The sequence below is a fragment of the Syntrophomonas sp. DTU019 genome, from assembly GCA_913757435.1.
In the GTDB taxonomy this organism is placed as follows: Bacteria; Bacillota; Syntrophomonadia; order Syntrophomonadales; family Syntrophomonadaceae; genus DTU019.
Window position 1 is genome coordinate 210,394 of record CAJYDM010000003.1, and the last position, 24,667, is coordinate 235,060.

Genomic DNA, 24,667 nt, shown 5'->3' on the forward strand with positions numbered 1-24,667 from the left:
TAATTGAGCACCAGAACAGGCATTCTCTTCGTCATATCCGGACCCTCCGGGGTGGGTAAGGGCACGGTGAGGAATGCGGTAATGCCACTTGTCGATGATCTACAGATGTCCATTTCGGCTACTACCCGTGCCCCGCGGCCGGGGGAAGTCGATGGCCTGGATTATTTTTTTGTCACCCCGGCACGGTTTCAACAAATGATCGCCGGGGGAGAATTGTTGGAATGGGCCCAGGTTTATGGAAACCTTTATGGCACCCCTTATGAGTATGTAACCTCTATGCTCAGTCAGGGAAGAGATGTGCTGTTGGAGATCGATATACAGGGAGCTCTGCAGGTCAAGGAAAAAATGCCCCAGGGAGTATTCATTTTTATCTCCCCACCTTCAGTGGAAGAACTCTCCAGGCGCCTGTGCGGGCGGGGCAATGATTCCGAAGAAAGCATACAGATCAGGCTGGCGGCCTGCCAACAAGAGATGGACCATATCAAATATTACGATTATGTGGTGGTAAACGACCGTGTTGAAGACGCGGTTGACAAGGTGCGTTCCATCATTATGGCGGAGCGCTGTAAAAGGAAAAACTTGAATCTGGGGTGATTATTTCATGATACCTCCGTCTACAAAAGACATAATGCAGATCGCATCCAGCAAATACGCGGTGGTGGTTGCTGTGGCCAAACGTGCCAGAGTCTTGTCGGAACAGAACAAGAACAATGAAAACAACCGGTTATCCACCATGGTCACCGAGGCTTTAGAAGAGATCAGCAACGGCAAACTGAATGTGGAACTGCTGCCGGATTCCAGGGAGGACTGACATGCCGAGAACAGTAGGTATAGGTATTACCGGCAGCATTGCCGCTTATAAAATGGCTGATCTGGTCAGCAGGCTGAAGAAAGATGAACAGGATATTGATGTAATCGTAATTATGACCGCAGCAGCCACACAGTTCATCACCCCTTTGACCATGAAAACCCTTTCGGGGCGCGAAGTATTGACTGATATGTGGACTTCTTCGCAGGAGTGGAAGGTGCAGCACATCGGGGTGGCTGAGCAGTTGGACCTGCTGGTGATCGCTCCAGCCAGCGCCAATTTCATCGCTAAAATGGCTCATGGCTTAGGAGATGATCTGCTTTCCACCATCGTGTTGGCCAACACCGCCCCGATCCTGGTAGTACCGGCCATGAACACCAATATGTATCGCAATGCCATGGTGCAGGAAAACATTAAGAAGCTTATCAATAGGGGCGTCAATTTCATGGATCCGGAAACCGGTATGCTGGCCTGCGGGGTCAGCGGAGAAGGACGCCTGCCTGAGGTGGATGCGATTTATAAACAGATTAAGACCATGCTTTTTCCCCGTACTGATTTAATGGGCAAGCGGGTCCTGATCAATGCCGGGACAACCTGCGAGGACATAGACCCGGTGCGTTTTATTTCCAACCGCGGCACCGGGAAAATGGGCTATGCCATCGCCGAAGAGGCGGTATTTCGCGGAGCCGATGTGATTCTAGTCAGCGGACGCACCTATTTACCTGCTCCGCAAGGGGTCAAAGTGGTCTCGGTATGGGGCGCAGAGGAGATGTGTGACACTATGCTCAAGTATCAGCCAGCCTGTGATATTATCATCGGTGCGGCTGCGGTAGGGGATTTCACCGTAGCCCGGGCGGCTGAACAGAAGATCAAGAAAACCGGCGAAAGGGACCAGACTCTGGTCTTGGAACTGGTGGGCACCCCGGATATACTCAAGAATCTGGGCGCTAGAAAACAACCCGGCCAGATCTTGGTGGGATTTGCGGCTGAAACCGAAAATCTGATGGAAAATGCCCGCAAAAAGCTGTCCGCCAAGAACCTGGATTTTATAGTTGCCAATGATATAACCATAGAAGGCGCAGGTTTTGCCAGCGACACTAACATAGTCACTTTTATTGACCGCGACGGGGAGAGCACCGCGCTTCCCAAGATGAGTAAAAGGGATGTAGCCGCAGCTATTATAGATAAAGTAGTAGCCATGCTGTAAGCCAAATTAAGGAGATGAAATCGGTGAGCAAGAGATTATTCACATCAGAATCGGTTACTGAAGGGCATCCCGATAAGATAGCGGATCAGATTTCGGATACTATACTAGACGCCATCCTGGCCCAGGATCCTAATGGCCGGGTGGCAGCAGAGACCCTGGTGACGACTGGCCTGGTCATGGTTTCCGGGGAGATCACCACCGAATGTTATGTGGACATTCCCAAGCTGGTTCGGCAGACGGTGCGCGATATTGGCTATACCCGGGCCAAATTCGGTTTTGATTCGGAAACCTGTGCGGTGATCACATCGCTGGATGAACAGTCCGGTGATATCGCCCTGGGGGTGGACCAGGCTTATGAAGCCAAGGCTGGGGAGATGCAAGATGAAGCCCAGCAGAGCTTGGGAGCCGGCGACCAGGGGATGATGTTCGGCTATGCCAGCAATGAAACCCCGGAACTGATGCCGATGCCTATCTCACTGGCCCATAAACTGGCCATGCGCCTCTCCGAGGTGCGCAGGCAGCAAATTGTCGACTACCTGCGTCCTGATGGCAAGACTCAGGTCACCGTGGAGTACATCGATAACCAGCCTACCCGTATTGATACTATCGTGATTTCCTGCCAGCATCATCCCGAGGTCGACCATGCCACCATCGAACGGGATGTGCGGGAACATGTTATAAAACCGGTGGTGCCTGAAAACATGTTGGATGACAAGACGCGTTACTTTATCAACCCCACCGGGCGCTTTGTCATAGGAGGCCCACAGGGAGACACTGGTTTGACCGGGCGCAAAATCATTGTGGATACTTATGGCGGTATGGCCCGTCATGGAGGCGGGGCGTTTTCCGGCAAGGATCCCACCAAAGTGGACCGTTCTGCGGCTTATGCAGCCCGGTATGTGGCCAAAAATATCGTTGCCGCAGGTATTGCCGACCGCTGTGAAATACAATTAGCCTATGCTATTGGGGTGGCCTACCCGGTATCAGTAGGGGTGGAGACCTTTGGCACCGGGCGGATACCTGATGAAACCATCATTGAGTTGATTTATAAGAACTTTGACTTACGGCCTGGAGCAATCATCAAGAATTTGCAGCTGCGCAGGCCGATCTACCAAAAGACCGCGGCATATGGTCATTTCGGCCGCAATGATCCCGATTTCACATGGGAACAGACTGATAAAGCCGAGTCTTTGAGACAACAGGCCGGATTATAGAGATCATTACATAGCTAAGACTATGCCGCAGGTTAATGATGACAAGCTGCCCACCGGGCCGGTCGCATCCATCTGCGGTTCGTTTTTACCAAACCGTCTGATAAAGGATATAGTATGCAGTGTGTACAAGTTCTTATAAACCTGCCTACGGCTCGAATGGATAATTACTTGACTTACCGGGTCCCCCGGAGTCTGATCGAGCAGGACCTCTTGGGGAAAAGAGTATTGGTAAATTTGGGTGCCCAGCTCTGCGAAGGCTATGTGGTGGCCAGGGGCGTTCCAGATACAGGCCAGGTTTTAAAGCCGGTCCTGCAGGTTCTCGATCCTTTACCGGTTGTCGATGAGGCTATGTTGGATTTGGCCAGGTGGATGGCTGAAACCTATCTTTGCCCGGTTTCGGTGGCGCTTCAGGCCATGCTGCCGAGGCCCTTGCGGCATAAAAAGGGGCGGGTGGTAGTGCCCTTGGTGGAACCGGGGGAGGCTCAATATCCAGCAGAAATTGATTCTTCCGCTGGTGAACTGATGCAGCGTTTATGGTCATCAGGGCCGCTGCCTTATCAGCAAGCCCTGCAAGTCCTCAATGCTAATGAGCTGGAGCAATTGAAACTCCAGGGATTGATAACCGTCTCGGGCTATTATCAGATGAAGCCTCCTAAGGCGGAGCGCTATTATGCCCTGGGAGATATTGACCTTCAAGAGGTGGAGGGCCAGTTGAACCAAAAGGCCCCTCGCCAGGCGGAAGCATTGAGAATGTGTAGGCAGCATGGCATTATCGCCGCCGAAACCCTGGAACGGGCTGTGCCCCGGTCCAGTCTTAAGGCTTTGCTGGAGAAGGGGTATTTGCGCCTGTCGGCCCCGGCGGCTCAGCCGATTTCATCAGGACCCAGCCTGACCGCGGAGCAGCATGCCGCTTTGGCGGCCTTGGAGCCTGATCTTATCAATAAGCAGCCTGGTGTGTGGCTGTTGCATGGGGTCACTGCTAGCGGCAAGACAGAAATATATATGCAGGCCATTCAAAAGGCGCTGGATAGCGGGCGTCAGGCCATCATGATGGTGCCGGAAATCGCTTTGACACGGCACCTGGAACAATTGTATCAAACCCGTTTCCCGGGACTGGCGGTACTGCACAGCCAGATGCCGGACCGGCAGCGCTATCAATCCTGGCAGGCCGTCAAAGCCGGTGAAGCCGGGGTGGTTCTGGGAACTCGCTCAGCGGTATTTGCGCCGCTTCCCAGGCTGGGTTTGATCATATTGGATGAAGAGCACGAGACCACTTATAAACAGGAAGAGACCCCGCGTTATCATGCGCGTGAGGTGGCCTTATTCCGCGCTGCCAGGCAATCCGCTACAGTTATCTTGGGAAGCGCCACCCCGGCCGTGGAAAGTTATTATCGGGCAGTACACGGTGATTACCGGTTGTTGACTATGCCTGAGCGTATCGCCCCGGCCCGTTTGCCAAAAGTCATACTAATAGATATGCGCCAGCATTATCGCCAGGGTGCTCATGGGGCCATATCGGTACAACTGGCTGAAGCTATGCAGCAACGCCTGCAACGTGGGGAGCAGACCATCTTATTCCTCAACCGCCGGGGTTATGCACCGGTTACCATTTGTCGCGCCTGCGGGGAAAGCCTTATGTGTCCCCATTGTGCGGTGGCCTTGACGTTTCATCGCGACACTGACAGCTATCTATGCCACTACTGCGACTATCGCCAGCAGGTGCTGCACGCCTGTCCTGCCTGCGGGGTCCCAGGGTTATCAGCGCTGGGCCTGGGTACACAAAAGCTGGAAGAAGAGGTCATGAAGCTTTTCCCGCAGGCCCGTATCGGACGGCTGGATATGGACAGCAGCCGACGGCAGGGAGTGCAGAAAACCATTTTGGATAGCATGAAGTCCCGCCAGATGGATATATTAATCGGTACGCAAATGGTGGCCAAAGGTCTGGATTATCCAGGGGTAAGCCTGGTGGGCATTGTGGATGCCGACATTTCTCTGCATCGGCCTGATTTCCGCGCCTATGAACGCACCATGCAGCTCATCGTTCAGGCTTCGGGGCGGGCCGGTCGGGGGCAGGACCCCGGAGAGGTGCTGATACAGACCTACAACCCAGACCACGACGTGATTAACTGGGCTGCGCAGCAGGATTATGAAGGCTTTTTTCAGGCCGAGATCGCATCTCGGGAGCTGTTGCAATATCCGCCCTACACCTGCATAATGCGTATAGTAGTCTGGGATGTCGAAGAAAAGCGGGGCCAGCTTATTGCTGCAGACCTTTCTAATCGGATTTATGAGATAATAGATGCCAAAGAAGATCAGATAACCATTCTGGGCCCGGCGCCATGCCCCATTAACCGGCTGCGCGGCAAGTATCGGCAGCAGATTCTGGTTAAGGCAGATAACAGGATGATGTTGAGCAGTATAGGACAGAGCTTGCTCGCTTTGAAACATCCTCAGCAAGTGCGCATAGAGATAGATATAGACCCTCTGTCGACATTGTAACCAACGAAAAGGTACATTTAAATGCCATGTAAGGAGAGTGTTTAATGGCGGTATACCAAGTTTTGAAGCTTCCTGATGAAACCTTGCGGGCCCGCTCGGCACCGGTTTCCAAGATCAATGATGGCATTCTGCGGGTTCTGGACAATATGCGTGATACCCTTCATGCTGAACAGGGCTTGGGGTTGGCGGCCCCGCAGATAGGGATATTAAAGCGCCTTATAATAATTGATACCGGAGAGCAGTATATCGAACTGATAAACCCAGAAATCATCAGTCGTGAGGGTGAAAAGATCAGCACCGAAGGCTGCCTGAGTGTACCCGGAATCATCGGGCGGGTAGCGCGTTCCCTGCACGTTAAGGCCAGGGGTTTAAACCGTCATGGAGAAGAGGTGGAGATCTCCGCCAGCGATCTTCTGGCCAAGGCTTTGCAGCATGAGATCGATCACCTGGACGGGATACTGTTTATTGACAAAGCCATTGAGACCAGAAGAGAATGATGAGGAAAGCTTAGTGAAGATAGTATTCATGGGAACAGCCCCATTCGCGGTGCCCAGTCTGCAGGCCCTCTTAGAGGCCGGGCATACCATCTGCGGGGTCATAACCCAACCCGACAAACCACGGGGGCGGGGGCACAAAGTGTCTTACAGCCCTGTCAAGGAGTATGCTTTAAAGCAGGGGCTGGAGATATTCCAACCGGATAAAATCAAAACTCCGGATGCTTTGCAGCAGATATCAGCCTGGAATCCTCATCTGATAACCGTGGTAGCCTATGGACAGATCATCCCGGAGAATATTCTCACTCTGCCGCAGTATGGATGTATTAACGTGCATGGCTCACTGCTGCCCCGTTACCGCGGCGCGGCCCCTATTCAGAGGGCACTCATGGCCGGTGAGAAACTGACCGGGGTGACCACTATGTTTATGGATAAGGGCCTGGATACCGGCGACATGATCAGACGGGCGGAGATGATCATCGATGATGATATTGATTATGGTGAACTGCAGGATCAGCTGGCTGTATTGGGGGCAGAGCTATTGTTACAGACCATAGAAGATCTCACTTCAGGTACGGCCTGCCGTCAGCCTCAGGATGCCAGCCAGGCTACTTATGCTCCGGCTCTAACCAGAAGCGATGAACTGATCTCTTGGGAGCAACCGGCGTTGGTGATCCATAATCAGATCCGCGCCCTTAGTCCGCAACCCGGCGCCTACACCACTTTTAAAGGCAGCAAACTCAAAGTGTTCCGCAGTCGCGTAGTCAGCACCACCGCTCAGGATGGAGCTCCAGGCCAAATCGAAGCGGTATCAAACGGCCTGTTGGTCATTACCGGACAAGGCCTGCTGGAACTCTTGGAGGTTCAAAAAGAGGGACGCAAGCGCATGCCAGCCCGGGATTTCGCAGCTGGCCAGCGTATATCGGCGGGACTTGCCCTGGGAACTTGAAGGAGAGGGTAATGCAGGTCAAAAAACGTCTCTATGTCGGTTTATTGAGTGTAAGCCTGATGATGGCAGTCGGGCTGGCAGCTCTGCTGTGGTATCTGTTCGCCAACCGGGCCCTGCTTATCAACCAGGTGGTACTGATAAGCCTGGCATACCTGGCGGTGGTGATTTTCGTTGTTCTGGGCCTGGGAATACTGGGCATCGTAATTATGATCATCCGCTCCAAAAGCGTACCTTCGCTGGAGGCGGTCACCCTCTGGGCTAATGAATTATTGTTTCCCATAGCACTGGCGATAGGAAAATTTTTTGGCATCGAAAAAGAAAAAATCCTCAAATCTTATATATCAGTGAATAACTATTTAGTAGGCAACAAACAACTGTCCTTAAAGACTTCCGATATCATGATCCTGTTGCCGCACTGCCTGCAGGATTCGGAATGCAAGTTCAAAATAACCATAGACGTTGACAACTGCAAGAATTGCGGTAAATGTAAAATAAGTGATTTAAGGGAATTAGCCGACCGCTATCAGGTTAGACTGCGCGTGGCTACCGGCGGCACTTTGGCCAGAAAATGGATACAGGAAAACCATCCCAAGGCGGTTATTGCCGTGGCCTGTGAACGCGACCTGTCTTCGGGCATACAAGACAGCGGCGGACTTCCAGTATTGGGTGTCTTAAACTGCAGGCCTAATGGACCCTGTATCAATACAGACGTTGATGTGGCAGAGATCGAACGAGCTTTGCTCACACTTAGCAAAGGAGGCTAGCTATGATTTATCTGGTTTTTATTCTACCGGCTCTGGCTTTATCTTTTTATGCACAGTTCAAAATCAAATCCACATTTGAAAGGTATTCACAGGTCAGGTCTCAGCGCGGCATCACCGGCAGGGAAGCGGCCGCCACCATACTGCGCCGCAACCAGATGGGAGGCATCGCCATTGAAGCGGTGGCGGGATCGTTGTCAGATCATTACGACCCTGGGGCCAAGGTGGTGCGCTTGTCAGAGAGTGTATATGGCAGTAATTCCCTGGCGGCTATAGGGGTGGCGGCACATGAGAGCGGGCATGCCATACAGCATAGTGAGCGTTATGGGCTTTTGGAATTGCGCCACAGCATCGTGCCCATCAGCAATTTTGCCTCTTCGGCCTCCTTTCCCATCCTCTTGCTGGGATTTGTTATGCAAAGCCCCAGCCTGATACTGGGCGGTATCATCCTGTTCAGCCTGGTGGTCCTGTTCCACGTAGTCACGCTGCCGGTGGAGATAAACGCTTCACAGCGCGCAGTAGCGGAGCTGAGTTCGGCCGGCCTGGTCAGCCATGACGAGATCCCGGCTATCAAACAAGTATTGGGCGCTGCTGCCCTAACCTATTTGGCGGCCACTATATCAGCGGTTTCTAACCTGCTCTATTATTTGATGATTTTTACAGGGGGAAATGACGATTAAAGAGCCTATTAGCCGCGGCGGAATAAATTCTCAAACGGGGGCAGAGGCCCGCCTGATGGCCGTTCGCATATTATATCAGGTCCTGGAAAAAGGGCAATATGCCAATCTGGCCCTGGAACGCAGCCTGCGCCAGAGCACCCTTTCCTGGTTAGACCGACATCTCGTAACCGAAATAGTAAATGGCAGCATACGCATGGTCAGGCACCTGGACTGGGTGCTTGACCTGTTTTTGGCATGGCCGGTCTCTAAACAGCAGACTCATACGCGCAATATTCTGCGCATCTCGCTTTATCAGCTTTTGTTCATGGACCGCATACCTGATTATGCTGTTGTGGATGATGCTGTCACAATGGCTAAAGCCAAGGCGGGAAAAAGGGTTGGAGCCATGGTAAATGGGGTGCTGCGCAATATTTTGCGCAACCGTGATAAGATACAACTTCCGCAAGATGATCCGGTTCATTGCCTGGCGGTAAAATATTCCTATCCCGACTGGCTGGTGAGGGAGTTTATGAAACTGGCCGATCTGAGCCAGGTAGAGCAGCTGCTGCTATACATGAATCAGCCCCCGGCAGTGGTGTTGCGTAACAATGCCTTGCGTATTGAACGCCCGGAGTTGATCAACATGCTGCAAACCGAGGGAGTTACAGCTCAGGCCGGAGCATATACCCCCTGGTCGGTCTACATATCCGGCCTTAAAAAGCCCATAACTGAACTGCCGTCCTATCAGTCCGGCTTATTCTACTTGCAGAATGAGGGATCTATGCTGGCTGCGGCCATCCTGGCTCCCGAACCGGGATCGCTGTGCTATGACCTTGGCGCTGGGGTGGGTGGAAAGAGTACTCACCTGGCGGAATATATGGGGGATATAGGTGAGATCAGGGCAGTAGAGCTGCATAACCACAAGGTGGAGCTTTTGAAAGCCAACTGCCGCCGCTTGGGGATAAACAGTGTGACTCCCATAAACTGCGACCTATTGCACCTCAAAACCGGACTGACTGAAGCCGCCGGGGTGCTTCTTGATGCCCCTTGCTCAGGTTGGGGAGTGCTGAATCGCCGTGCTGATGCCAGATGGCGCCTCAAGGCAGAAACGCTTCAAGATTTGCCCAAACTGCAATACCAACTACTGCAGGCTGCATCACGGTTAGTAAGCCCGGGAGGATTGCTGTTATACAGCACCTGCACCATCAATCCGGCTGAGAACCAGGGTGTGGTGGAGGCGTTTCTAAAGGATCGGGGCAAAGATTTTGTTCCGCAGGGCTTTGACGATAAAATCAATTTTTTCCCCCTTGAAGAGCGGGATATCCAAGCGGCTAAGAGGGGAAGCCTGACCGTATGGCCGGGCCGATATCGGTGTGATGGGATGTTTTATGCTTTAATGAGGAGATTGGGTGCGGATGAATAGTATCGACAAGATCGAATTGATAGGGATGAATATCGGGGAATTGGAGGATTTCGCGTCCAGGCTGGGACAGCCGCGTTTTCGAGGACGGCAACTGCACCGCTGGATCTATGTAAAAGACACCTCCTCTTTTTATGAAATGAGCGACCTGCCCCGTCAAGTCAGGCAGCAGTTTGATGATCGGGCGCGTATTTCGATCCCTCGGGTACTAAAACAGCGGGTGGCTTCTGATGGAACCCGCAAGTTTTTGATGGAGATGAATGACAAGAAACGGGTGGAAACGGTATTGATACCCCAGTCCCGCGACTTGAATGGACGTTATACACTGTGCGTATCCTCACAGGTGGGATGCCCGCTGCGCTGCGCTTTTTGTGCCACCGGGCAAGGGGTATTTCAGCGCAACCTGGCTGCTCATGAAATAGTAGGTCAATTTTTAGGTTCACGGCGTGAACTGAAAAGACGCCTTAAAAATCCTGAAGAGCCCCTGATAACCAATGTGGTGTACATGGGCATGGGAGAGCCTTTACTGAACTTGACCGAAGTGATCCATTCTATTCGCATCCTCAATGACCCGCGCGGTATTCAGCTGGGCCAGCGCCACATTACCATTTCCACCTGCGGAGAAGCTACCGGCATCTTGCGCCTGGCTGAAGAGGACCTGCAGATAACCCTGGCCATTTCTCTGCATGCCGCCGATGACCAGTTGCGCGATGAATTGGTGCCGATCAACAAGAAATATCCTCTGGCTGCTTTAATGACAGCGGTCAAAAAATATGTGGAAAAAACCGGACGCCGGGTGACTTTCGAATATATCATGTTAGATGGGGTCAATATCAGCCGTAAAGATGCGGAAAACCTGGCTAAGCTGGTAAAACCTTTACTGGCGAATATCAATCTAATTCCCTATAATGAAGTAGATGGTTTACTTTACCGCAAGCCTGAGGCGCAGGATGTTCAAGCCTTTTGCAACTGGCTGAAGGCGGCCGGGCTTAATGTGAGTGTGCGCGAAGAACATGGCGGAGACATTGAGGCTGCCTGTGGACAATTGGCGGTAAAACAAAGTTGATCAGCTGGAGAGAGGCCACGAGTATAAACAGGTGCGACCCTAAAGACTCGCACCTAATGGGTCAGGGTGGATAATGAGAGTAAGTGTAGCAACTAATATCGGCAGGGTCAGGCAAAAAAATGAAGACAGCTATCTGGTAGATACCGCAAGAGGACTCTTTGCGGTTTGTGATGGCATGGGGGGGCATAGCGGTGGTGATGTGGCTTCACGGACCGCCGTTCGCAGCATTCATGCCTGGGTGAAGGACAACCCGCCGGGCAACTCCATAACTCCGTTGGAGGGTGCCCTACAACACGCCAACCGCATGGTTTGGGAAGAGAGCCAGGCCAATGCTGACCTGCACGATATGGGTACTACTGCGACCGTTGCCTTGATATGGGAAAATCGCCTCTTTGTAGGCCATGTAGGGGACAGCGCCTTATTTCTGATACGCAACGGACAGATCGAGAAGCTCACCCGGGATCACACCCTGGCTGAACAAATGGTTAGCCAGGGATTGATAACAGCGGAAGAATCCCGCAGCAGCGCCTATAACCACATCTTGACCCGGGCTATTGGCATCGCCCCGCGGGTGGAGATAGACAGCTGCCAGGTTCCACTGGCTTATGGAGATGCAATACTGATGTGCAGTGATGGTTTGAGCGACCTGCTGACTCCCGAGGATATTTTGGAGATCTACCAACAGAATCCCCATCATTTGGACGAGATCGCTGAGGAATTGGTCCAGACTGCTCTGGCCCGAGGCGGATATGACAATATAACCCTCATACTTCTACTCACCGACTAGGAGGTTAAGAGAGTGAAAGATATGGTTTTAGGCGATAGATATGAACTCCTGGAGGGTGTCGGCGAAGGCGGCATGGCCAAAGTGTACAAAGCGCACTGCAAAAGTCTGGACCGCATCGTAGCTATCAAAATCCTCAAGGAAGAATACTCCCGGGACCAAGCTTTTGTGCAGAGCTTTAAAACCGAAGCCCTGGCCGCAGCTCGCCTATCACACCCTAACATAGTCAACATTTTTGATGTCGGGCAGGAAAACGACGTTCATTACATAGTGATGGAATATATCGAAGGGCAGACCCTGCAGGAGATAATCGCCGCCGAGGCCCCCCTGTCACCGGAAAAGGCCTCCGAAATCGCCATTATGATCTGTGAGGGCATTCACCATGCCCATGAAAATGGCATTATACATCGAGACATCAAACCACATAATATACTGGTTACCAAAAAAGGCATCGTCAAGGTGGCCGACTTCGGCATCGCCCAGGCTATCAGCAAAAAAACCCTTACTTTTGCCCGTGACCTGGTTGGGACAGTGCACTATATATCTCCGGAACAGGCCAAGGGAGAACCGGTCACTCCGGCCACTGATATATATTCATTGGGCTGTGTTTTATACGAGATGCTCACCGGTAGGCCTCCATTTGACGCTGAGAGCACCATTACCGTAGCTTTGAAACATATTCATGATGAACCTCTGCCCCCCGAACAGATCAATCCTGCGGTCAGCAAAGCACTATCGGCGGTGATCCTCAAAGCATTGGAAAAACACCCCTCCCACCGCTTCACTACTGCCGAGGAAATGAGCAATGCTCTCATCTCCCAGGACGCCTCACTAAGCTGGATGAGGAAGGAACGCAACGGTACCACCATTATTATGAGCCCTATCCAGGCTGGGCAAAAAACGCCTTCCAAGCGGCGTAAATTCCGGCCCGCGGGCATGGTAATAATCGCAGTGGCTATCCTGGGCTTATTGTCAGGCATTTGGTGGGTGATGGGCGGCAGCATATTCGGCAAGGAAGTTCAGGTTCCCAACCTGCAAGGGATGGAACTAAAAGAAGCCACCGACACGCTGGCCGCCCTGAACCTAAAAATAGCTGTAGCCGGCCGCAACTTCAGCGATGAGGTGGAAAAAGACCTGATCATCTCTCAGGAACCGCCAGCGGAACAGACCGTAAAAACCGGTCGGGAAATTGCGGTGGTGCTGTCTAAAGGGCCGGAGATGGTGGCGGTACCGCATGTGGTGGGCTTGTCTCAGGCCGACGCTGAGATACAATTCCGCAACGCCGGGCTGGTTCGAGGAGAAGTATCGCAGAATTATGATGATCGCTATGAACAGGGAATAGTGATCTCTCAGAGTCCATCGGGCGGAGAAGCCGTCAAAGGGTCCAAAGTGAATCTCCTGGTGAGCAAGGGTAAAACCCCACCCAAGGTGCCTATGCCTGCTCTGGAAGGCATGACTCTGGAAAAGGCTAAAGAAAAGCTGTCCGAGTACGGACTGGTACTGGGTCAGGTCACCCGACAAGAGAGCAGCACCTATAAGGTAGATGTAGTTATTTCCCAGGATACCACTGCAGGCATCTTAATCGAACAGGGCAGCACTGTGAATCTGGTGGTCAGCAAAGGCAGCACCGGGACGGCTAAAACCAAGACACTGCAGTTTACTCTGCCTACCGGACAGAAATCCTATCAGGTAGTGATTAATGTCACCGACAGTCAGGGTAGTCGTCAGGTGTATAAACAAACTCATAACTCCGGAACCAGTGTCAGCGTGGGAGTCAGCTACAGCGGCAGCGGAACGGCTGAAGTGCGGCTTGATGAGGAACGCTACAAGGTGTTCAACCTTCAATAACAGGGCTTCGGTATAATGAGGGAGGGAGTAGATGCCCCATCAACCGGTTACTGGCTTGATTCTAAAAAAATACAGCGGTTTTTATTACGTGCAGGATTCCACTGGCAAAATATACGAATGTAAACTGCGCGGCAAGGTGAAACAACAGTTGATACTGACTGGTGATAAAGCCATGTTCACCCCTATAGATGAGGAACATGGCATCCTGGAGGGTATTGTCGCTCGCCGCAACCAGCTATACAGGCCTCGCATCGCCAATGTGGATGTGGTGTTGATCGTTATGGCTTATGAACGTCCAGAGCCGGTGCCGATGCTTCTGGACAGGTTACTGGTATTGACCCTTCATGCCGGTCTAACCCCTGTGATCATCATGAATAAATGCGACCTACAGGCCAGTGACAAAGCCCGGGCCATTATGAGCATCTATCCCGACCTGGGCATCCCGATTATCAATACCTCGGCCAAACAGCGCTGCGGTTTGGATCAGCTGCGCTGTGCCATAGCGGATAAAATCGCTGTATTTGCCGGGCCCTCCGGAACTGGAAAATCAACTCTTTTAAATAACCTAGCCCAAGATCTTACCATTAAGACACAGGAGGTAAGCAGCAAAATCGGACGGGGCCGACACACCACCAGGCATGTGGAGCTTTATCCCTTGCCTGAGGGGGGATGGATAGCAGACACCCCGGGATTTTCCACCCTTGATCTGCCTGAGGATCTGGTTAGCCGCCGGTTGACAGCTTATTACCCGGAATTTGCGCCTCATCAGGAGAAGTGCCGATTTTTGGACTGCCTGCATTATCGGGAGACGGAATGTGGAGTAAAAGATGCCCTGCAGAGCGGAACAGTAGCTGAACTGCGCTACCAGAACTATGTGGCTATACTGGAGGAAGTGATGAGGAATGAGAGGTGCTACCGGTGATACTGATTGCCCCTTCGATTTTGAGCGCAAACTTCACCAGATTGGGAGAAGATATTAAGGCGGTGCAAGAGGCCGGTGCTGATTGGCTGCATATTGATGTCATGGACGGTCACTTTGTTCCCAATCTTACCATCGGTCCGCAGGTGGTTGCTGACATTCGGGAAATCACCGGTCTGTTTTTGGACGTGCACCTGATGATCGAAAAACCGGAACAATTGATACCGGCTTTTATCGATGCCGGTGCCGACATGATTACGGTCCATATTGAAGCCTGCCACCATTTACACCGGGTGATCGCTTCCATCAAAGAATGTGGCTGCAAGGCCGGGGTGAGCCTAAATCCGGCCACCGCGGAATGCCTTTTGCAGCCTATACTGCCCGAACTTGACCTGGTGTTGGCGATGTCTGTCAACCCCGGTTTCGGGGGACAGCGTTTCATAACTAGCGTCTTGAGCAAGATCCTCAATATCAGAGCCATGATAGACAGCCAGAGGCTGAACTGTTATTTAGAGGTCGACGGTGGCATAAACGATAAAACGGGCTGGGATGCTGTCCAAGCGGGATGTGATGTCCTGGTAGCGGGATCTTATGTGTTTCAGGGGAGCGGGCTGCAAGAAGCCATTCAGAGCCTGAAAGCCCTTAAAGCTTGACCTTAAGCATTACTAGTGCTACTATCTAGTATATCAAAAATATTATATTAACCTTTCTTCGGGGATGGGTGGAATTCCCTATCGGCGGTACAGCCCGCGAGCCGCAAGGCATGATCCGGTGAAACTCCGGGGCCGACAGTTACAGTCTGGATGGTAGAAGAAGGGCTGGTTGAGCACGGTTTGTTCAGCCTAGCTTGTTATGTCCAACCCGATGAAAGCGTCGGGTTTTTTGTGTTTTGGGAGGCAGTGAATTGCAGCAGCATGATGAGAGATATATGCGCCGGGCCTTGGAACTGGCAGCCTTGGCAACTGGACGCACCAGCCCCAACCCCCTGGTCGGGGCAGTGGTGGTAAAGAATGGTGAAGTAGTAGGCGAAGGCTACCATCAAAAAGCTGGCACCCCTCATGCCGAGGTTCATGCCCTCAATCAAGCCGGGAATAAAGCTTTGGGGGCGACCTTGTATGTGACCCTGGAACCGTGTCATCACCAGGGTTTGACACCGCCGTGCACCCGGACCGTGATAGCGGCGGGAATAAAAAGGTGCGTAGTGGCTATGGAGGATCCCAATCCATTGGTAAATGGGCGCGGTATCGACACTCTGCGCCAGGCCGGCATCGAGACCGAAACCGGGTTGCTGCAAGCGGAAGCCGAAAAACAGAATGAAGTCTTTTTGAAATATATCTGTACCGGGCTGCCTTTTGTTACTTTGAAAACGGCGATGACCCTTGATGGCAAAATTGCCACTCATACTGGGGATTCCAGGTGGATCACCTCTGACCTGGCCCGCTTAAAGGTTCATCAGATGAGGGATCAGGCTGACGCTATACTGGTTGGCATAGGCACGGTTATGGCTGACGATCCCCGACTGAATACGAGACTTGCTGACCGGCAGGGCCGGGACCCGGTACGGCTAATAATAGACGGAGCCCTGGACCTGCCCTTAGAAAGCCAGATCGCGGCCAGCAGCACGCAGCAAAAGACCCTGGTTTTCACCGCTGATAGCGCGGATCCTGAGAAGGTCAGGCGGCTTCAGGATATAGGCATAGAGGTCATTGCCGTGGACGGTTCCCGTGATGATCTGAACCTGGAGCAGGTTTTGCAGACTGCGGCCCATCGCAAGCTGAGCCACGTGCTGGTGGAGGGCGGCGGAGGAATTAATGCCAGCTTGTTGAAATACGGGCTGATCGATAAAATCTACTGGTTTATCGCTCCCAAGATAATCGGTGGAAGTAATGCACCGACTCCCGTAGAGGGCCGCGGACTGGAGACTATGGCGGAAGCCATTGGGATCGAGGATTTGGAGATAAGCTGCATCGGCCCCGACCTACTGGTGAGCGGTTATGTAAAAAAGTCAGCCTATCGTTGAACGAAGTATGCAAATGGAAGTGGCGGTGAGAGATTATTTTTACCGGAATAGTTGAAGAGATCGGCAACATAAGTGAAATCAAACTTGGGGCGCAATCCATTCGTCTCGGTGTGAAGGCTCAAACTGTTTTAGAGGATGTCAAACTGGGTGACAGTATAGCTGTTAACGGGGTCTGTTTGACCGTAGTCAAATATGAATCCCGGCAGTTCTGGGCTGATGTGATGCCTGAAACCTATAATAAGACAACTCTAAAGAGTCTCAGCGCTGGCGACTGGGTCAATCTGGAGCGGGCCTTAAAGCTCACTGACCGCCTGGGAGGACACCTGGTGCAAGGGCATGTGGATGCCGTTGGTTCCATAGTCAAGCGGGAGCCATTTGATATAGCCATAATATTGCGCATCAAGGCCCCGGCGGAGGTATTGAAATACACCGTGGCCAAAGGTTCGATCGCCATAGATGGGGTCAGTCTGACTGTGGTGGAGGTGGGCCGCGATTTTCTGACTGTTTCGCTCATCCCGCACACCGCCCATCTCACCGTTCTCGGTTCCAAACAGCCCGGAGATGAGGTGAACCTGGAGAGTGATATTATTGGCCGCTATGTGGAGAGACTACTTACAGGTGCGCAGCAGACCGAGAAGAGCTCCATGAGCATGGATTTCCTATCCCAGCACGGATTTTTATAAAGGAGGCACTTATTATGTTCAACACTATTGAAGAAGGCATTGCTGATATTCGTGAGGGCAAAATGATAATCATGGTCGATGATGAAGACCGCGAAAATGAAGGGGATATAGTAGTAGCCGCAGAAAAGGCCACCCCTGATGTGATCAATTTCATGGCCACCCATGGCCGTGGTCTGATATGCGTGCCCATGGAAGGTAAACGCCTGGACCTGCTGGACATCAAACAGATGGTGACCAACAACACCGACAGCCATGAGACTGCCTTTACCGTGTCGGTGGACCACTTTACCTGTACCACCGGGATATCTGCTCACGAAAGGGCCGCCACCATAGCCGCCCTGATATCCCCCAACAGCACCCCCAAGGATTTCAGGCGACCCGGGCACATCTTCCCGCTCCGCTACCGCGAGGGTGGGGTATTGCGCCGGGCCGGGCATACCGAAGGCTCGGTCGACCTGACCCGTTTGGCTGGTCTTTATCCGGCTTCAGTCATCTGTGAGATAATGAGCTCCGATGGGAATATGGCCCGGGTACCGGAATTAATTGAGTTCGCCCAGCGCCACGATTTAAAAATCGTCACCATAGCCGAATTGATCGAATACCGGCGGCGTCGTGAAAAGCTGGTGGTAAGGGTGGCGGATGCCAAACTCCCCTCGCATTTTGGCGATTTCAAAGCGGTGGCCTACCAGTCCTTATTGGACAATAAAGAACACCTGGCTCTGGTCAAAGGCGAATGGCAGCCGGAAGAACCAATTCTGGTAAGAGTGCATTCGGAATGCCTCACCGGGGATGTAATGGGTTCCTCACGCTGCGACTGCGGTGATCAACTGCAGAGGGCCTTGCAGATGATCGAGGCCGAAGGCAAGGGGGTTCTGTTATATATGCGCCAGGAAGGCCGCGGCATCGGGCTATGCAATAAGATCAAGGCTTATAAGCTGCAAGACAAGGGCATGGACACGGTTGAAGCCAATATCAATCTCGGATTTGCCCCAGATTTGAGGGACTATGGTATAGGGGCCCAGATTCTGGCCGATCTGGGTATACACAAGATGCGCCTCATGACCAATAACCCCAAAAAGGTCAAGGGCTTGGAAGGCTACGACCTGGAGATAACTGAGCGGGTTCCCATCGAGGTCCCCAGCAAGGAGGAAAACCGCCACTATCTGCAGACCAAGAAAGAGAAGATGGGCCATCTTCTGGTCAACCTGTAAACGATCATCAACATTGAGGAGGAATAGCATTGGCACAGGTATTTGAAGGAAAACTGGTGGGGCAGGGGCAGCGCTTCGGATTGATCGTATCACGATTCAACGAATTCATCACTAATAAACTGCTGTCCGGTTGTATGGATGCATTGATCCGCCATGATGTGGAGCCTGATAACATCGATGTGGCCTGGGTGCCGGGAGCTTTCGAAATGCCTCTGGCTGCACAGCAGATGGTGCGGAGAGGATATGACGCGGTAATCTGTTTAGGAGCCGTGATTCGTGGGGCCACCCCGCACTTTGAATATGTATCGGCCGAAGTCACCAAAGGCATAGCCCAGGTGGGATTGCAGTCCGGGGTTCCGGTGATCTTACGGGTCATTACCACGACACCATCGAGCAGGCTATAGAACGGGCCGACCAAGGTTCGGCAATAAAGGTCGGTTTACCGTTACCGCTATCGAGATGCCTATCAATTCATAAAACAGCTATAGCAAAGTTGAGGGTTGAACAGACGCTGTTGACAACAAAATGCTTCGTCAACAACCGTCCCCTGACAAATCTACCGCGGATGTTCCTTCTGTATGATTATTTTGGTTACCACATTATCCCTGACTTGAATGATTACCGCGCCATCATTGTCGCCGTAAATACATCGACCTGATTGAACCCGGTTTTTGGCGCAGCCGTATAACCGGCCCATAAGCCATGAGATCATCAGCCGCAGGTTCGTGGTAATGCCTAATTTTAATGCCTCGTGCAGTCGATAATTGCATCTCTATGGCGCATGACCATGAGTTTGTCCAGCTGGTATAGCGTACGTGCTGTACAGTCCTGGCTTTGACGAAACAGACGGTGCTCATGCCTGGTGGTTTTTGCTGTTAAATTCAGCCCTGATTCAGCCTGGAGTTGACTCTCCGACAGTAAAATCGTACTGGGTGAACTGACCGGTCTGTACTCTGCATGTCCCCTGATTGAACATCGTTTTGCCCCAGGATCTGCACCGGCCCGGAGCAGGCTGGCGGTCCATAACCCGAACGCCACCGCCATTTCATGGCTACCAGGCCGAGTACAACGATATTGTCTTTGGTTACGTCACTTTACCCTCCTCTTGCCAAGATACCATTTATCATTATACCTTGGCGGCTAAGGCATGAATAGCTCACCAAATCCAGGTACTGCCGACCTTCGAATGTATGAGGAAGCATGTTCAAGACTGATCGCCTGCTATAAGTGACAACGCTACCACAGTCTGAATCATCATCTGCGTAACAAATATAGCAAAGCTCAAATCCCTTGACGCCGTGGATTTATTACGCCCCACCGGATGGCACTTATCGTCTTCCGGTTGCTTGTTCTGCGTTCCGGGGATCAGGTGATTTTCATAAGCGCGCCGCCTGACCTGGTGCAGCAATTTGCCAGAAGTTAAGATTATAATGCACTTCAAATGGCCTAAATATATTGCTTACTTTCAGGCTTTCAGCAATACCTATGATCATCCCCAGAGGCTCAGGGACCTATACCTGCAGGCCGCCGCTCAGCCTGGGGTGGTCGGACTTGCGATTGCTACCCGACCCGACTGTTTGCCTCCTGAGGTAATCGAGGTGCTCGATGAGGTCAAGTGTCATACTGATTTATGGGTAGAACTCGGCCTACAGACAATCCATGCTGCAACTGCCCGGGCCATGAATCTGAGATATGAGCAGGCTGATTTTGAAAATGCAGTGCAGATTCTGGGCCGCCATAACATCGATATTTGCGCCCATATAATCCTGGGACTGCCAGGGGAAAGCCGTGAGGACATGATGGCAACCGCTCATTACGTAGCTCAGTGCAGACTGGCAGGTATAAAAATACATCTGCTCCACGTGATGAAAAACACCCCCCTGGGGATCTCTTACCAGGAGCAGCCGTTTCGAATTTTAGATCAGGAGGAATATGTAAACCTGGTGGCAGAGATATTGGAGATCCTTCCCCCGGAAATGGTCGTGCACCGTTTGACCGGAGACAGCCCCCGCCACCTGCTGCTGGTGCCGCAGTGGAGCCTGCATAAACGTGAGGTCTTGAACCAGATCGAACGGGCCCTGCTTGAAAAAGAAACCTGGCAGGGCAGACTCTATAGCAACAGCTGTAGAAAAGGCCCAGAAACGAATTAAGGGGGTTAAAAACCCCCGGTATTTCCTATGGTGCGGCAGAGAGGACTCGAACCTCCACCACCTTGCGGGACTAGAACCTGAATCTAGCGCGTCTGCCAATTCCGCCACTGCCGCTTAGTGCTAATTTATGCTCAGCAAGACAAATTATATTACATGCCTGGCTCGCTTGTCAAGCAATTCTATGCCACATTGTTGTCGGTCAGCGTATTTTGGGGGTATTTCTCAGCCCTGGCCAGACTTGATGCAGCTAGGCCAACCTGACCTGCAGAGGTGGCACAACTTTCGTCATATTCCAGCATTCCCGTTTACGTGGTGGGCTTGATAAATTTTGGCACTGCTGGTACTAGCACCGGATGATGCTCTTGAAGGATATATTACCTATATCAGAAACACAAAAGAAGGATGATAAATGAATACCCGCAGTCAGAGCCGCCTGGAAAAATCTTTGACCAGAATCCTGGATCAGATCGAGTACCTGCAGGAACAGATAGCCCATGCCCAGAATGAGGAAGAGGAGTCCGCCCTGAAGTATCGGCTGAGAAACCTAAAGATACTAAGGGCCTACTATGTGCAGTTGATTCTTATCAAGTACGGAAGTTGCTAAATAGTAATTAAAGGGATGGCCGGGCTGGTCTTCATTTAGCCCCCATCCCTTTACTGTGGCGGTGCCAAAGATTCCAAGACATCCGCATCCCTGGTGCTTTAAGCAGTCAACGATTAATGCTACAATTGTGGCATGCTCAAATAAGGAGGAGTTGGCATGGAAATTAGCAGATTCAGGCTGGATCGATTGGAGTCTTTATTATTGATCATTGATTTACAGGACAAGCTGCTGAACGCAATGAAATACAAGGATGCGGTGATCAAAAATACCAACCTGCTGCTGAAACTGGCTGGACAGACTGGCATACCGGTGGTGGTCACCGAGCAATACCCGCAGGGCCTGGGGCCTACGGTCCCCGAACTGAAGGAGAATTTCCCTGCAGGGACTGAGATTATAGAGAAAATGTCCTTCACGGCTTGCACCCTGGATACGAGAAAAGCCTTGTTCGCCCACAACAGGTCCAAGATTATCGTCACCGGCAGCGAGACTCACGTTTGTGTTTACCAGACGGTTAGGGACCTGCTCCAGGCTGGTTACACCGTTCACTTGGTTGAAGATGCGGTCTGCTCCAGGTTCAAACCGAATTACCGCAGCGGACTGGACTTGATGAAACAGATGGGAGCGGTGACAACCAATGCCGAGACCGTCTTCTTTGATATCCTCAAGACTTCTGGGACCCCTGAGTTTAAAGCCCTGTCGCCACTGCTGAAATAGTCCCGGAATAGCAACGGCGGGGGAGTCTCCCCCGCCAGGGTTCCTGTTCATATACCGAAGCCTATGGTAATCATTTCAACTGGTAAACCATGGTGACTGAAGCGGTTACCTTGAGCTCCCCGGGGTTGATGGGCACGCTGCCTTCGCCCAGGCCTTTGGCAGAATCCAGGGCAATATTGGCGACATTGGGGTAGAAAGCGGTATTATGGTCTTCGCTGATGCTCACCAAACCCCCCAGGCTCATCTGGGCGGCAGCGGCAATGATCTGCGCTTTGTCGCGCCCCCTGGATATAGCCTTGACCAGGGCTTCGTTTTCAGCCCCGTCCAGGTTGGACTTTTCGAAGGAGACAAAATTCACACTATTGGCGCCAGCCTGTACAGCCCCGTCTAGAATAACTCCGACCTTACTAATATCTTTCACTACTACGGTGATCTCATTGCGGACTTGATAACCGGTCAGGGTGCTGGAGCCGTTTTTGTAATCATATTGGGGATAGATATTGAAATTGCTGGTCTGGATGCGGTTCTTGTCTATACCCATGGATTGAACAGCGGCAATTACCCGCTCGGTTTTCTGGTTGTTTTCGTCCTGTGCCTGGGCCAGATCTTTATAAGTGGTTACCACTCCCAATGAAATACGGGCCTGGTCTGGCACTGCGGTGGCCGTTCCAGTAGCGGTCACCACCACTACAGGACCATTGTACTGACCAGGGGCATCAGCGGCCATTACCGGCACGGCCAGGGCCATCACCAGCAGCACTATCAGGCTGAATAGGCCGCTTTTATGGATTTTCCGTTTTAACACCTTTATGTCCCTCCTCCAATTTAACTTTATCGGCTATAGCAGCCAATAGCTCATCATCCACATCGCCGCTCAAAACCATTTCATAAGACTGTTGGTTGTAATCCATCCTGGCTTTTAAGCTGTTGTGCGCGATCACCGTCTCTGCTGGCTGAGCTGATCCCTCCGAATTTTCCACATCTTGTGGCACAGCGCTCCTCAATAACAGGGGGGCGTCAGGAGCCTGATCCAACTCCTCCGCTGCTTCAACCGATGCTGTGAGTCTCAGGTTTAACTCCTGCCGGGTCAACTGATTCAGGTATACAAAAGTGATTTCCTGGTCCGAGTTGCTGATAACCTTCTGCAGAGAGTATTCCGGGGGCAGATTAACAGGATGCAGGGTCAACAATTCAGTTCCACGGTTAGGACTGGAATAGATGGGTGCTCTTACCATCTGCTCCTGGCGGGCTGCGGAGGTATAGAGTTGCGCCGTCTGGGAAGGTTGGGTCGACTCTGGTGGTGAAGCGTCTGTCCTTTTGGTAGCAGAATTCTGCTGTTTTTTAGCAATATCCTGCTGAGCGTTTTGGATAGGCCGGTCAGTGGTTTCCTGGCCTGCCACCGTCTGGGGAGGCTCTGCATCACTTTTCGGAGAAGCCGAGGGGCTCACCAGCAGCGGGGCCGTTTCAACCGGCGCACGGTCAGCGGCACTCTGTTCAGCGAGTTTGATTCCCAACGGCATCTGCATATTTAGCATCGGCAGTGAACATAATGCCAGCAACAAAACGGCCGCACCAGCTGCACCCCACCACCAGCGCAATTGGCGTGGATAACGGGATGAAGGCCCGGCCAGAAAAGCCGCCGAGGCCGCGCCGCCATGCTTTTGCTTGACTGCGGCTAGCACCCGGTCGGTAAATTCCGGTCCTAAAGCCGGAATGATATCCATACTGCGCAAGAGCTGGCCTTCTTGGTCGGCTGCGGTTACTTTATCGCGGCAGCTTTCACATTGGTCCAAATGCGCTTGAATGCCGTCATGCATTTGGGGAGACAATTGTTTGTCACAAAATTCGTAGATGTATTTATCGATTTGCTGACAATTCATGATTTATCCCCCTTTCGTTGCGGCGATTCAATAATACTTTTTGCAGGGCCTTGCGGGCACGATGCACCTTAACCTCGACATTTTCCTTACTTATTCCCAGTGTGTCGGCTATTTCCTGATTGTCCAAATCCATTTGATAGCGTAGCGCGATCACTACCCGGTAGTTTTCCGGCAAGGCCATTATGGCAGCATCAATCTCGCGATGTAACTCACGCTGTTCGAACACGGAATGGGGATCGCCTGTCTGTATTGGGGCATAACCATTCGCTGGGGCGCTATAGGCCTCATCAAAATTAACCAGGGCTATTTTTTTACGCTTACGCAAAGCACTTATGCTGGTGTTGGTGGCTATCCGATATATCCAGGGGGCAAATTTTTTATTGGGATCGAATTGGTACATCTTCTCGTATACGGTAAGAAATACCTCCTGGGTGAGGTCTTCAGCTTCCTGCGCATGGTTGATAATGCGATAGACAATGGCAAAGACCTGATTTTTATATCGGTTGACCAGTTCTTCATAAGCTGCTATATCACCGCTCAGAGTCTGCCACGCCAGCATCTCGTCGCTAATCAATAGAATCAGCTCCCCAATCCCCGTTCATAAACAATACGAAACTAACATTCTCAGCTTACACCAACCGGCTGTAGATGTGTGATAATTTTTAACTATAAGCCCGTCCAATTTGTGTTAAACTATTTTATGATTGATTAAAAGTGAAAAAGCTTGCGTTATCAACCAGGAGGTCAGGGAAGGGTATTTCTAGCTAAGCTGGAACC

The 24,667-nt window shown here is 51.9% G+C and carries 25 protein-coding genes, 1 tRNA gene, 1 pseudogene and 1 riboswitch; of the genes and pseudogenes, 22 read left to right on the forward strand and 5 right to left on the reverse strand.

Going from position 1 to position 24,667, the window contains the following annotated elements; translation table 11 throughout:
* The first annotated feature begins 3 nt into the window (after window positions 1-3).
* The 19 genes and pseudogenes from gmk to ribH all read left to right on the forward strand — a co-directional run bounded on the left by gmk (window position 4) and on the right by ribH (window position 19,019).
* Window positions 4-594 carry a guanylate kinase gene (gmk, locus tag AC15IQ_RS09875; RefSeq protein WP_483178860.1) on the forward strand — a complete coding sequence of 197 codons (591 nt, stop codon included), beginning with the start codon at window positions 4-6 and terminating at the stop codon, window positions 592-594.
* 7 nt (window positions 595-601) lie between these two features.
* The gene (gene rpoZ, locus AC15IQ_RS09880; RefSeq protein WP_483178861.1) at window positions 602-811 is read left to right on the forward strand and encodes a DNA-directed RNA polymerase subunit omega; all 210 of its coding nucleotides are present in this window, start codon (window positions 602-604) and stop codon (window positions 809-811) included.
* Between the two features lies 1 nt (window position 812).
* Window positions 813-2,015 (forward strand): bifunctional phosphopantothenoylcysteine decarboxylase/phosphopantothenate--cysteine ligase CoaBC, encoded by a 1,203-nt coding sequence (gene coaBC, locus AC15IQ_RS09885; RefSeq protein ID WP_483178863.1) that lies wholly within the window; start codon window positions 813-815, stop codon window positions 2,013-2,015.
* 23 nt (window positions 2,016-2,038) lie between these two features.
* Window positions 2,039-3,229: a methionine adenosyltransferase gene (gene metK / locus AC15IQ_RS09890; RefSeq protein ID WP_483178865.1), complete on the forward strand. Its 1,191-nt coding sequence runs from the start codon at window positions 2,039-2,041 to the stop codon at window positions 3,227-3,229.
* 114 nt (window positions 3,230-3,343) lie between these two features.
* Entirely contained in the window at window positions 3,344-5,728 is a 2,385-nt protein-coding gene (priA, locus tag AC15IQ_RS09895) for a replication restart helicase PriA (RefSeq protein WP_483178866.1), read from the forward strand.
* Between the two features lie 44 nt (window positions 5,729-5,772).
* Window positions 5,773-6,225, forward strand: coding sequence for a peptide deformylase (gene def, locus AC15IQ_RS09900; RefSeq protein ID WP_483178868.1), 453 nt, complete (start codon window positions 5,773-5,775; stop codon window positions 6,223-6,225).
* 13 nt (window positions 6,226-6,238) lie between these two features.
* Window positions 6,239-7,171, forward strand: coding sequence for a methionyl-tRNA formyltransferase (fmt, locus tag AC15IQ_RS09905; RefSeq protein ID WP_483178869.1), 933 nt, complete (start codon window positions 6,239-6,241; stop codon window positions 7,169-7,171).
* A gap of 11 nt (window positions 7,172-7,182) precedes the next feature.
* Window positions 7,183-7,935 carry a DUF116 domain-containing protein gene (locus AC15IQ_RS09910; protein ID WP_483178870.1) on the forward strand — a complete coding sequence of 251 codons (753 nt, stop codon included), beginning with the start codon at window positions 7,183-7,185 and terminating at the stop codon, window positions 7,933-7,935.
* A gap of 2 nt (window positions 7,936-7,937) precedes the next feature.
* Window positions 7,938-8,612 carry a zinc metallopeptidase gene (locus tag AC15IQ_RS09915; RefSeq protein WP_483178872.1) on the forward strand — a complete coding sequence of 225 codons (675 nt, stop codon included), beginning with the start codon at window positions 7,938-7,940 and terminating at the stop codon, window positions 8,610-8,612.
* A 55-nt stretch (window positions 8,613-8,667) separates the two neighbouring features.
* Window positions 8,668-10,014, forward strand: coding sequence for a 16S rRNA (cytosine(967)-C(5))-methyltransferase RsmB (gene rsmB, locus AC15IQ_RS09920; protein WP_483178873.1), 1,347 nt, complete (start codon window positions 8,668-8,670; stop codon window positions 10,012-10,014).
* Window positions 10,007-11,077, forward strand: a complete 1,071-nt coding sequence (gene rlmN, locus AC15IQ_RS09925) for a dual-specificity RNA methyltransferase RlmN (RefSeq protein WP_483178875.1) — start codon at window positions 10,007-10,009, stop codon at window positions 11,075-11,077. The genes rsmB and rlmN overlap by 8 nt, the downstream gene beginning before the upstream one ends.
* 73 nt (window positions 11,078-11,150) lie before the next feature.
* Complete coding sequence (locus AC15IQ_RS09930; protein WP_483178876.1) at window positions 11,151-11,864, forward strand: Stp1/IreP family PP2C-type Ser/Thr phosphatase; 714 nt, start codon at window positions 11,151-11,153, stop codon at window positions 11,862-11,864.
* Between the two features lie 21 nt (window positions 11,865-11,885).
* Window positions 11,886-13,709 (forward strand): protein kinase domain-containing protein, encoded by a 1,824-nt coding sequence (locus AC15IQ_RS09935; protein WP_483179052.1) that lies wholly within the window; start codon window positions 11,886-11,888, stop codon window positions 13,707-13,709.
* A 31-nt stretch (window positions 13,710-13,740) separates the two neighbouring features.
* Window positions 13,741-14,631: a ribosome small subunit-dependent GTPase A gene (rsgA, locus tag AC15IQ_RS09940; protein ID WP_483178878.1), complete on the forward strand. Its 891-nt coding sequence runs from the start codon at window positions 13,741-13,743 to the stop codon at window positions 14,629-14,631.
* A complete protein-coding gene (gene rpe, locus AC15IQ_RS09945) occupies window positions 14,628-15,281 on the forward strand; it encodes a ribulose-phosphate 3-epimerase (RefSeq protein ID WP_483178879.1) in 654 nt (217 codons plus the stop codon). The genes rsgA and rpe overlap by 4 nt, the downstream gene beginning before the upstream one ends.
* A gap of 50 nt (window positions 15,282-15,331) precedes the next feature.
* Window positions 15,332-15,447, forward strand: a riboswitch (FMN riboswitch).
* Between the two features lie 85 nt (window positions 15,448-15,532).
* Window positions 15,533-16,648, forward strand: a complete 1,116-nt coding sequence (gene ribD, locus AC15IQ_RS09950; protein WP_483178881.1) for a bifunctional diaminohydroxyphosphoribosylaminopyrimidine deaminase/5-amino-6-(5-phosphoribosylamino)uracil reductase RibD — start codon at window positions 15,533-15,535, stop codon at window positions 16,646-16,648.
* A 47-nt stretch (window positions 16,649-16,695) separates the two neighbouring features.
* The gene (locus tag AC15IQ_RS09955; RefSeq protein WP_483179053.1) at window positions 16,696-17,331 is read left to right on the forward strand and encodes a riboflavin synthase; all 636 of its coding nucleotides are present in this window, start codon (window positions 16,696-16,698) and stop codon (window positions 17,329-17,331) included.
* Window positions 17,332-17,345: 14 nt separating this feature from the next.
* A complete protein-coding gene (locus AC15IQ_RS09960; RefSeq protein ID WP_483178882.1) occupies window positions 17,346-18,542 on the forward strand; it encodes a bifunctional 3,4-dihydroxy-2-butanone-4-phosphate synthase/GTP cyclohydrolase II in 1,197 nt (398 codons plus the stop codon).
* A gap of 29 nt (window positions 18,543-18,571) precedes the next feature.
* Window positions 18,572-19,019: pseudogene (gene ribH, locus AC15IQ_RS09965) on the forward strand (6,7-dimethyl-8-ribityllumazine synthase).
* 727 nt (window positions 19,020-19,746) lie between these two features.
* Here the strand turns inward: ribH and AC15IQ_RS09970 are convergent.
* Window positions 19,747-19,983 carry a hypothetical protein gene (locus AC15IQ_RS09970; protein ID WP_483178883.1) on the reverse strand — a complete coding sequence of 79 codons (237 nt, stop codon included), beginning with the start codon at window positions 19,981-19,983 and terminating at the stop codon, window positions 19,747-19,749.
* On the opposite strand from AC15IQ_RS09970, the gene mnmL reads away from it, so the two are divergent.
* The gene (gene mnmL / locus AC15IQ_RS09975) at window positions 19,973-20,692 is read left to right on the forward strand and encodes a tRNA modification radical SAM protein MnmL/YtqA (RefSeq protein WP_483178885.1); all 720 of its coding nucleotides are present in this window, start codon (window positions 19,973-19,975) and stop codon (window positions 20,690-20,692) included. The two genes, AC15IQ_RS09970 and mnmL, sit on opposite strands and share 11 nt — an antisense overlap.
* Before the next feature lie 28 nt (window positions 20,693-20,720).
* Here mnmL and AC15IQ_RS09980 read toward each other — a convergent pair.
* A tRNA-Leu gene (locus tag AC15IQ_RS09980) sits at window positions 20,721-20,806 on the reverse strand.
* Window positions 20,807-21,101: 295 nt separating this feature from the next.
* Between AC15IQ_RS09980 and AC15IQ_RS09985 the strand changes: the two genes are divergently transcribed.
* Window positions 21,102-21,296 (forward strand): hypothetical protein, encoded by a 195-nt coding sequence (locus AC15IQ_RS09985; protein WP_483178887.1) that lies wholly within the window; start codon window positions 21,102-21,104, stop codon window positions 21,294-21,296.
* A 156-nt stretch (window positions 21,297-21,452) separates the two neighbouring features.
* Window positions 21,453-22,010: a hydrolase gene (locus tag AC15IQ_RS09990; protein WP_483178889.1), complete on the forward strand. Its 558-nt coding sequence runs from the start codon at window positions 21,453-21,455 to the stop codon at window positions 22,008-22,010.
* A gap of 70 nt (window positions 22,011-22,080) precedes the next feature.
* Here the strand turns inward: AC15IQ_RS09990 and AC15IQ_RS09995 are convergent, their stop codons facing one another.
* The 3 genes from AC15IQ_RS09995 to AC15IQ_RS10005 are packed head-to-tail and all read right to left on the reverse strand — an operon-like array spanning window position 22,081 to window position 24,464.
* A complete protein-coding gene (locus AC15IQ_RS09995) occupies window positions 22,081-22,815 on the reverse strand; it encodes an SIMPL domain-containing protein (protein WP_483178890.1) in 735 nt (244 codons plus the stop codon).
* On the reverse strand, window positions 22,793-23,890 hold the full coding sequence (locus AC15IQ_RS10000; RefSeq protein ID WP_483178892.1) for an anti-sigma factor family protein: 1,098 nt from the start codon (window positions 23,888-23,890) through the stop codon (window positions 22,793-22,795). The genes AC15IQ_RS09995 and AC15IQ_RS10000 overlap by 23 nt, the downstream gene beginning before the upstream one ends.
* Complete coding sequence (locus tag AC15IQ_RS10005; RefSeq protein ID WP_483178893.1) at window positions 23,868-24,464, reverse strand: RNA polymerase sigma factor; 597 nt, start codon at window positions 24,462-24,464, stop codon at window positions 23,868-23,870. Before AC15IQ_RS10005 ends, AC15IQ_RS10000 begins: the two co-directional genes overlap by 23 nt.
* Window positions 24,465-24,667 lie beyond the last annotated feature (203 nt).